The sequence below is a fragment of the Kitasatospora sp. NPDC093679 genome (genome assembly GCF_040683455.1).
Taxonomy (GTDB): domain Bacteria; phylum Actinomycetota; class Actinomycetes; order Streptomycetales; family Streptomycetaceae; genus Kitasatospora; species Kitasatospora arboriphila.
The window spans coordinates 25,900-34,912 of the sequence record NZ_JBFBDW010000073.1; the positions used below are offsets into that span (position 1 = coordinate 25,900).

General features: G+C 73.6%; 6 protein-coding genes and 3 tRNA genes. All 9 read right to left on the reverse strand.

Annotation, left to right across the window (positions count from 1 at the left end; translation table 11 throughout):
• Positions 1-4: 4 nt before the first annotated feature.
• Entirely contained in the window at positions 5-1,066 is a 1,062-nt protein-coding gene (locus tag AB0O09_RS35610) for a hypothetical protein (protein WP_363549205.1), read from the reverse strand.
• A gap of 38 nt (positions 1,067-1,104) precedes the next feature.
• On the reverse strand, positions 1,105-2,520 hold the full coding sequence (locus tag AB0O09_RS35615; RefSeq protein ID WP_363549207.1) for a lysine 2,3-aminomutase: 1,416 nt from the start codon (positions 2,518-2,520) through the stop codon (positions 1,105-1,107).
• Between the two features lie 6 nt (positions 2,521-2,526).
• On the reverse strand, positions 2,527-4,233 hold the full coding sequence (locus tag AB0O09_RS35620; RefSeq protein ID WP_363549209.1) for a class I adenylate-forming enzyme family protein: 1,707 nt from the start codon (positions 4,231-4,233) through the stop codon (positions 2,527-2,529).
• Positions 4,234-4,391: 158 nt separating this feature from the next.
• Positions 4,392-5,822 carry an FAD-dependent oxidoreductase gene (locus AB0O09_RS35625; RefSeq protein WP_363549212.1) on the reverse strand — a complete coding sequence of 477 codons (1,431 nt, stop codon included), beginning with the start codon at positions 5,820-5,822 and terminating at the stop codon, positions 4,392-4,394.
• Complete coding sequence (locus tag AB0O09_RS35630) at positions 5,819-6,127, reverse strand: acyl carrier protein (protein WP_363549214.1); 309 nt, start codon at positions 6,125-6,127, stop codon at positions 5,819-5,821. Before AB0O09_RS35630 ends, AB0O09_RS35625 begins: the two co-directional genes overlap by 4 nt.
• Positions 6,128-6,385: 258 nt before the next feature.
• Positions 6,386-8,029, reverse strand: a complete 1,644-nt coding sequence (locus AB0O09_RS35635) for an AMP-binding protein (RefSeq protein ID WP_363549217.1) — start codon at positions 8,027-8,029, stop codon at positions 6,386-6,388.
• Between the two features lie 352 nt (positions 8,030-8,381).
• A tRNA-Tyr gene (locus tag AB0O09_RS35640) sits at positions 8,382-8,461 on the reverse strand.
• 27 nt (positions 8,462-8,488) lie between these two features.
• Positions 8,489-8,573, reverse strand: a tRNA-Ser gene (locus AB0O09_RS35645).
• A 10-nt stretch (positions 8,574-8,583) separates the two neighbouring features.
• Positions 8,584-8,655, reverse strand: a tRNA-Arg gene (locus tag AB0O09_RS35650).
• Between the last annotated feature and the right edge of the window lie 358 nt (positions 8,656-9,013).

Sequence of the window (9,013 nt, forward strand, 5' to 3'; positions counted from 1 at the left end):
GGTGTCAGCTCGCTTCCGGCTCGGCGGTGGTGGGGGCCTCGCCGCGGTCGGCGAGCCACTTCGCGTGGGCGTCGCGGTAGGCGGCGAAGCGGGCCCGGGTGACGTCCCGCTGGACGGAGCGGTTCGGGTCGTCGAAGTCGGGGGCGATCACGCCGTCCGGTTCCAACTCGGAGAACCAGTACCGTTCGCCGTCGTGCAGGAAGTCGACGCAGAAGAACGGGATCGGCAGCCGCTCGGCGAACCAGGCGGTGGCGGCGGCGAGCTCGTCCGGGATGTCGGCGAACCGCATGGTGCCGCCGCGGCTGGCGTTGGCGACCGGCGAGCCGTCCTCGGGGATGCGCTTGAGCAGGGCGTACGGCTTGCCGTCGACGACGTAGACCCGGTGGTCGACGGTGCCGTCGCCGAGGTAGGGCTGGACGACGAGCGTGGTGTCGCCGCCCTGGGCGAGGCTGGCGAGGCCGCGGACGTCCTCGGCGCTGCGCGCCAGGTTGATCCCGCCGCCGCCGCACCATCCGGCCGGTTTCACGATGGCCGGGTAGGTCATGCCGCCGAGCGCGACCTCGTACAGGTGCTTGCCGACGTCGCGGCCGGAGCCGATCCGCACGGACGGGATCGGCGGGACGGGCGAGTCGGCGAGGTGGAGCAGGGTGGCCAGCTTGTCGTTGCCGATGAGCGACGTCTGCGGCGGGAACGGCAGGTAGAAGCCGGCCTGTTCCAGCACGGCGTACAGCGCGTACTGGTTGAAGACGTCCATCGACTGGTAGGGCAGCGAGTAGAGCGCGGTGACGAAGAGGGTGTCCTGCGGGGTGACCTCCTGGTCGTCGACGTAGACCCGGGGCCGGCGGAGGTCGGTGCCGTCGACGGTGACGGCGTCGGGCGAGTGCCGCGTCCAGCTCATCCCCATCGCCTCGGCGACCTCGGCGTACATGTCCCAGAAGTAGTGCTTCCACATGGCGCCGGTGCGGGTCGACTCGCGGTCGGGGAAGATCCAGCACATCCGGCGCAGCGGGCCGCCGGGGCCGGTGCCGGGTCCGGTGTCCGGCAGGTGCGGGGCGGGTGGGGTCATCGTCGTCCTCACGGGGGTGTGGCAGGCGGGCGGGTGCGTCAGCGGGCTCGGTCGCCGGGCGGTGCGGACTGCTCGGACCACCAGCGGCGGCCGGCCTCCGGCAGGGTGTCGACCGGGTCGTAGTAGGGGTGGCGCCGCTCCAGCGGGTCCTCGGTCGCGGAGCCGTCGGGGGCGCCGTCGGGGGTGCGGAGTTCCAGCGCGGTGCGGTAGTTCTTCGTCCAGTAGGAGATGCCGCGTTCGCGGTCGTAGGCCACCGCCTGGTGCACCCACCGCTTGCCGACGTGCGGGACGTCGCAGACCAGCCGCGGGGTGGCGTAGCCCGGCAGGTAGCCCATGATCGCCTCCTGGAGGTGCTGGGCCCGGTGGAGCGGGGTCCGCCAGTGTTCGGCGCCGGGGATCAGGTCGCAGAGGTAGAAGTAGTAGGGCAGGACGTTCGCCTCGCCCTGGAGGGCGAAGCAGAGGTCGAGCAGGTCCTCGGGGGTGTCGTTGACGCCGCGCATCAGCACGCCCTGGTTGCGGACGTCGCGGACCCCGACGTCCAGCAGCGCCCTGGCGGCCTCGGCGACCAGCGGGGTCACCGACTGCACGTGGTTGGCGTGGGTGTGCACGGCGAGGTTGACCGAGCGGCGGGCGGCGAGTGCCGCGACCCGGCCGAGTCCGGCGAGGACGTGCGGTTGCAGCCAGTGCTGCGGCAGGCCGACGACGGCCTTGCTGGCGAGGCGGATGTCGCGCACCGATCCGAGGTCGAGCAGCCGGACGAGGAAGGACTCCAGCTGCGGCCAGGGCACGTTGGCCAGGTCGCCGCCGGAGACGACCACGTCGCGCACGGCCGGGGTGCGTTTGAGGTAGTCGAGCATCTGCTCCTGCCGGTCGACGGGTCGCAGCACCAGCCGGGTCTTGGCGACCTGGGGGGTGGAGGTGCCGACCAGGTCCATCCGGGTGCAGTGGCCGCAGTACTGCGGGCAGGTGGCGACCAGTTCGGCCAGCACCTTGGTCGGGTAGCGGTGGGTGAGGCCCTCCGCGACCCACATGTCGGCCTCGTGCAGCGAGTCGCGTTCGGCCTTCGGGTGGCTGGGCCACCGCGGGTGCCGGTCGGCGCGCACGGGCAGCATGTAGCGCCGCACGGGGTCGGCGAGGAACGCCTCGGTGAACGCCTGCGGCTCGGCCGGGGCGTGCGGCGCCACGGTGTTGAGCATCTGCGGCGGCAGCAGCATCGGCATCGTGGCGGACTCGGCCTGGTCGGCGGCGAGTTCCTCGTAGAACCGGTCGGTGAGCAGCGGGCCGGCGACGGCGCGCAGCTGACGGGGGTTCTTGACGCAGTGGGCGCGCTGCCACTGGGCGTCGCGCCACTGGGCCTCGGTGACGTCGCGCCAGCCCGGCAGCCGGCGCCAGTCCGGCTCGGTCAGGGCGGTCCGTACGTACTGGTACGGCTGCCGGACGGTGTGGTGGTCCATCAGGGGCTACTGGCCGGTGAAGTGGGTGGCGAAGCGGGTGCGGAGTTCGCGCTTGAGCACCTTGCCGGTGGGCCCGAGCGGGAAGTCCTCCGGGGTCCGGGCGATGCTGACGGCGGCGAGTTCGGCGAGCCCGGCCTCGGCGAGCGCCTTGTTGGCGGCCCGCTGGACGTCCTCGGCGGCGGCCCCGGCGGCGGCGGCCTGCAGGCGGACGACGGCGACGGGGCGTTGGCCCTCCCCCGCGGCGCCGGGGACGCCGACCACCGAGCAGTCCTGCACCAGGTCGTCGCAGTCGGCGAGCAGCACCTCCTCGATCGGCAGGCTGTAGACCGGGCCGTGGGCGGTGTCGATGACGTCGACGGTGCGGTCGAGGTGGTAGAAGGCGCCGTCGGCGTCGCGGCGGGCGACGTCGCCGGTGAGCCAGTAGCCGGACAGTTCGAAGGTGGCGGTCAGCCGGGGGTTGTTCCAGTAGCCGGGCGTGCGGGACGGGGTGACGACGCCGAGCATGCCGACGGTGCCGTCGGGGACCTCCTCGCCGTTCTCGTCGAGCACGGCGGCCCGGGTCACCACCTCCAGCGGCTTGCCGACGCAGCGGTCGTTGCGGACGGTCTCGGGCGTGGTGACCTGGCCGAACAGGGCCATGCCCATCTCGGAGGAGCCCAGGCCGTCGATGAACTGCGAGCCGGGCAGGGCGGGCTGTTCGGCCTGCTCCTGCGGCAGCAGCCACGGCTTGATCAGGCCGGAGGGGCGCTCGCCGAGCTGGACCAGCCTGCGGATGTGCCCGTGGTGGGCGCTGTCGCCGGTGTTGAACCAGGAGTGCACCTTCGCCGCGCCGGCCACGGGCAGCTCGCCGGTGGCCAGTTCGACGAAGGTGCGCGGGAAGGAGGCGACCATGGTCGGCAGGAAGGCCTCCATCACCGGCTCCACCACGGCGCGTCGCCAGTCGGACATCACCACCGTGGGCAGGCCGAGCAGGGTGGCGGTGAGGAAGTAGCTGAGGCCGCCCGCGTGGGTGTGCGGCATCAGCGACATCAGCCGGTCGTACGGCTCCGCGGGGAAGCGCACCATCCGCGGCTGCTTGCCGTCCCAGAACTGGCGGTGCGCCAGCACGGTGGACTTCGGTGTGCCGGTGGTGCCGGAGGAGTGGATCAGCGCGACGACGTCCTCGGCGGCGTGCCGGTACGGGTACTGCTCGGGCAGCTGCACGGCGGAGGCGTCGAAGGCCTGGATCTCGGCGGCCATGGCGATGAACCGCGGGCGGCGCTGCGGGTCCTCGCGGTAGGCGGCGGCGAGCCGGGTCGGGTCGTCCGCGACGACGCCGACCACGCCGACGTGGTCGAGGTAGCGCACCATGACGTCGTGCCGCATGGCGTCGTTGATCAGGGCGGGGACGGCGCCGAGCGCGGTGAGCGCGAGGAAGTGCAGCAGCGGCTCCAGGCCCTCGCCGACGACGATGCCGACCGGCTCGCCCGGGCGCACGCCGTTCGCGACGTACCAGGCGGCGTACCGGTCGCGGAGCGCGGCGACGTCGAGCAGGCTGTGGCCGCGCAGCACGACGGCGCCGCGGTGGTCGGTGCGGTGGGTGTACAGGTACGGCACCGACCGGTTGGGGTTGGCGGCGATCGCGTGGTCGAGGAAGTTGCCGGCGCCGAGCTCGGGCTCGGTCATCAGCTGCTGCCGGGCGGCGAGGGGGGCGATGGACGTCTGCTCGCTCATGTCGCTCTCCTGAAGTGGGCGGGATGATCTGACGGTTCGTCAGATCTGCTGGCACATGGCACCGGTGGAGGTGGGGGTGGGCGGATCGGTGCAGGTGGGGGCTTGTGGTGGCACTGGTCTGCACGGGGTGCGGCGGTGTCCGCCGCGGCGTGCCGGCCTCAGTGGGCGGTGATCTCCGCGACGACCCGGTGGCCGGAGCGGACGGCGCCCTCCATCAGGCCGAAGAACTCGGTGCTGGTCTCGGTGCCGGCCCAGTGGACGCGGCCGTGCGGCGTGGTGAGGGAGGGCCCGTTGCGGAGCCAGTCCCCCGGCCCGAACAGGGCCGCGTAACAGCCGCGGCTGTACGGTTCGTTCACCCAGTCCGTGACGTGGAAGCCGATCGGCTCCGGGAGCATGGGGAACAGCTTGGCGGCCTGCGCGAGGGCCGCCGCCCGCCGGCGGTCCGGGTCGAGGGCGGCGAACCGGTGCGCCTCGCTGCCGGTGACGAAGCCGGTCAGCACACCGACCCCGCCCTCGGCCGGCGAGTCGTCGACGGTCGACAGCAGCGGGCCTTCGGCGTTCACCGACCAACCGGAGAGCCCGTGCTCCCGCCAGAGCGGCGCCGGGTAGACCAGGTTGACCTTGACCGCGCAGCCGCGGGTCGTCCGCTCTCCGGCGCGGCCGACCTGCGGGGCCGGGCTGAACTCCACGGTGTCCGCGAGCAGCGGCGGCACGGCCATCACCACGACGTCGGCGCGGTACGGGCCGCCGGTGGCGTGCACGGTGACCCCGTCCTCGTCCTGGTGGACGGCGGCGACCCGCTCGCCGAGCCGCACCCGCCCGCCCAGCCGTTCGGCCAGCCGCTCGCAGACCAGGTGGGCGCCGCCGGCGATCCGGTCCTGCTGGGCGCCGCCCTCGAAGGCGTTGAGGTAGCGCAGACCGCCGCCGGAGCGCAGGTAGAACGCCATGTGCAGGACGGAGACGTCGGCCGGGTCGGCGGCCATCATCTCGCCCAGGAAGAGCGGGAAGAACAGCCGGGCGTCCGGGTGCGTCAGGTGGCGGTCCGCCCACGCGGCGGCGGTCGTGGTGTCGAGCCGCACGGCGTCCGGAGTCAGCCAGGGCGCGTCCGGCCGCACGGCGGCGGTGAGTTCGTCCAGCAGCTCGAACAGGTCGCCGAGCGCGACGGCGTTCAGCGGCGGGAACCGGCCGTCCCGGGTGGCGTCCTCGGCCCCGAGCGCGAAGCGGCTGGCGCCGAGCATCGTCGTGGGCGTGGTCTTGAGGCCCAGGTCGGCCGTCAGGGCGAGGAGTTCGGTGTGGCGCTCACCGAGGTAGGCGGCACCGGCGTCGACCCAGCTGCCCGGCGCGACCTGGAGGCCGTGCATCCGTCCGCCGACCCGGTCGCGGGCCTCCAGCACGGTGACCTCGACGCCGTGCGCCGACAGACCGGCCGCGGCGGTGAGTCCGGCGAGCCCGGCGCCGACCACGACGGCGCTGCTCGCGCGCGGGGCTCCGCTCGCTCCCGGGGCCCTGCTCGTTCTCGTGGCCCTGCTCGTTCTCGTGGCGCCGGACGGGGCCGGAGGGCCGCCGGCGGGGTGGTCGGTGCCGCTCACCGGGCGGCCTCGATCGCCCGGGCCAGGCCCTCGGGGGTGCGGGCGAGCAGGAAGTCCTCGAAGGTGAGCTCCACCCCGTGGTCGCGGGCGACGGCGCTCAGCACCCGGGTGGCGATCAGCGAGTCGCCGCCGAGCTCGAAGAAGTCGGAGTCCTCGGTGACGTCGGAGGTCTCCAGCACCCGCCGGAAGATCGCCGCCACCGCCTCGGCCCGGTCACCGGCCCCGGTCGGGGCACCGGGGTCGGCGGCTGCTCCGGCGGCATCGGCGGTGGCGGGGTGGGTGGCGTCGGTGGTGTCAACGCTCATGGAGGTCTCCTTTGACCTGTCGTGCGCCGCGTGCCGGGTTACGGGCACGGCGGTGCTGTGCGTCGGTGCCGCGTTCCGGGGTGTCGGACGGCGGCGGGCGGTGCGGAGAGGTACGGCGGTGCGGTGAAGTGCGGCGGTGGCGGGTGGCGCGGTGACGCGGGTGACGCGGGTGACGCGGGTGGCGCGGGCAGCGTGCTGCCGGTGCGGTGGCTCGCCGGTGGTGCGGGCGGGCGGCGGGTGGACCCGAGGTGCGCGGGGTCAGGTGCCGGCGGCGAGTGCCGTGCCGGGTGCGGCGACTGCCGCGGGCGCGGAGTGCCGCCGGTGCGAGGCGGCCCGGTCCACCTTGCCGCTCGCGGTGTGGACGAGGGCGGGGACGACCGTGATCCGGCCGGGTACCAGGTGGGCGGGCACCCTGGTGCGGAGGTACGACAGGACGTCGGCGTCCAGGGTGCGGCCGGCCGCCCCGGCACGGGGCACCACGTAGGCGACCAGCACCGAGCGCCCGGCGAGGGTCGCCCCGGCCACCGCGACGGCGGCCACGCCCGGGTGACCGGCGATGTGCGCCTCCACCTCGGCGGGGTCGACGCGGATGCCGCGCACCTTGATCTCCCCGTCCAACCGGCCCTGGTGGGTGAGTACGCCGTCCGGCGCTTCGACGACCCGGTCGCCGGTGCGGAAGTACCGCTCGCCGTCGATGACGGTGAACCGGGCCGCGGTGGCCTCGGGGAGACCGACGTAGCCCAGCGCGACCGCGGGACCGCCGATGAGCAACTCGTCCTGATCGCCGATGCGTTGCACCACGTGCGGCAGTGCGCGGCCGATCGGTGCCCGCGCCGTGCCGTCCCACGCGGGCAGGCCGGCCGGGGCTTCGGGCCCGTGCAGGTCGACCGCGTGCGTGATCATGGTGGTCTCGGTGCAGCCGTAGGTGTTGACCAGGCGGATCCGGCCGGTGTCGAGACGGCTCCAGTCCGCCAGCCGGGCGGGCGCCGCGGCCTCGCCGCCGATGACGAGGGTCCGCACGCAGCCGGGCAGGGCGAGCCCGTCCTCGGCGAGGTGCAGCACGAGTTCGTGCCAGAAGGCGGTCGGCAGGTCGAGGACGGTGATGCCGTTGCGCTCGACCGTCCGCAGGAAGCGGGGGAAGGATCCGGCGTACGCGTCGTCGTCCAGGACGAGGGCCGCTCCGGTGGTGAGGGCCGGCAGAATCTCCTCGAAACTGGTGTCCCAGTTCAGCGAGGCGAACTGCAGCACGCGGTCCTCGGGGGTGAGACCGAAGAGTCCGCGCAGCGAATGGACGGTGGCGGACACCGCCCGCCGCGGGGTCGCCACGGGCTTCGGCTGCCCGGTGGAGCCCGAGGTGAAGAGGATGTAGGCCGGTGCGTCGGCCCGGTGGGCGCTCGGGGCGGAGCGCGGGGCCGGCACCACGGGCGCGTCCGGTGCGGACGGACCGCCGTCGGCCGGGGATTGCGGCCGACCGGTTCCCGGGATTCCCCGCGGGGCCGCCGCGGAATCGTCGAGTGGGCCTAACTCCACTAATTCCAGGCCGAGTCGGGCCACGGAGCCGGGCCCCGGCGCCACCATTGTGCGGCAGCCGGCCGCGCTCGTCATCGCCCGTTGCCGCTCGATCGGGAAGGCCGGATCGACCGGGCAGTGGGCGCCGCCCGCCGCCAGAACTCCCAACAGCGCCACGACCGTTCCCGGCGCGTGGGTCGCCTCCACGGCGACCGCGCCCGGCTCCGGCCCCAGGCGCACTGCCAGGGTGTTCGCCAGCTCCTGCAGCCGGCGGTAGCTCACGGCGCGGCCGCCGTGCACGATCGCCGGACGTTCGGGAAATCGCCCAGCGATTTCCGTGAACGCGTCAAACAGGTCGAAGGCGACCCCATTGACGCCTCGAATCTTTGACATGCCCGCCCCAAATTGAATGCTCGCGAGCGACTCCGCGCTCGGCGAACCGGGACTCTACCTTCGAACATGCGTAGCCACAATGGTTGTTGAGTTGATCTGTGCGAGAGCTTGTGCTTGAAACGTGAACGGGTGTGGCCGCTCGCCGCCCACTCCCGCCCATTTGCCGGATCCGGCCTCTTGGGCAACGGTTTCCGCTACTGAGAGCAGGAGTTGACGATCCGACAGCAGAACGGGGGCGGTCCTCGGCGGCCGGCACGGGCGACACCGACAGCCGTGCCGAGTGTCACCGACTCCCGACCCCCGGGCGCGCGCCGGCGGCGGGGCGGGCCGCCGCCGGCGACAGCATCACGGGTGGGCGAGGACGGATTCGAACCGCCACAGCCGGAGCGGGGGCTTTACAGGCCCTTGGGCTCTCCTTTGCCCAGCTCGCCCTTGGTGGAGAAGGTCGTGAAACGTGCGCGGAGAGTGCGCGGATCGAACGCGCGCGGGTGTGACCCCGACGACGGCTTAGCAAGCCGCTGCCTTACCACTCGGCCAACTCTCCCGGTACTGCACGGCCGGACGAGGATTCGAACCCCGACCTTCCTGCTCCGCGGTCAGGCGTGCTTCCGGCTGCACCGTCCGGCATTGCCGGGCGCACGGAAAGGGCCGCCCGACCGGGGCGCGACCCCGCGGGCGACCCGGCAACAGGGCCGGTCAGCGCACTACGAGGACGTCCCGCCGATCCGGGAACTCGAGGAGCGTCGATACGACTGGACACGGTCGAGGGTGTTCATGTTCGCGCTCCTTCCTGGGCCTGTGCGGCGCGATGTGCCCACTCTGTCGCACCGCCGCCGCGACGGACAAACGGTTTTCCTCCCCCACCGGTGCCACCACTGCCCGTTCGTCCCGAACCGGTTGTCCCGTGAACCGGTCACCGGCCGCCCGAAGGCATTTCTCCGGGCGCACCCCGGACCGACCGGCGCGCCCGCCATCCGGCGGGCG

Excerpts from the sequence above, each read along its gene's own strand:
- AB0O09_RS35610 (WP_363549205.1), bottom strand. The coding sequence starts at position 1,066 with ATGACCCCACCCGCCCCGCACCTGCCGGACACCGGACCCGGCACCGGC.
- AB0O09_RS35615 (WP_363549207.1), bottom strand. The coding sequence starts at position 2,520 with ATGGACCACCACACCGTCCGGCAGCCGTACCAGTACGTACGGACCGCC.
- AB0O09_RS35620 (WP_363549209.1), bottom strand. The coding sequence starts at position 4,233 with ATGAGCGAGCAGACGTCCATCGCCCCCCTCGCCGCCCGGCAGCAGCTG.
- AB0O09_RS35630 (WP_363549214.1), bottom strand. The coding sequence starts at position 6,127 with ATGAGCGTTGACACCACCGACGCCACCCACCCCGCCACCGCCGATGCC.
- AB0O09_RS35635 (WP_363549217.1), bottom strand. The coding sequence starts at position 8,029 with ATGTCAAAGATTCGAGGCGTCAATGGGGTCGCCTTCGACCTGTTTGAC.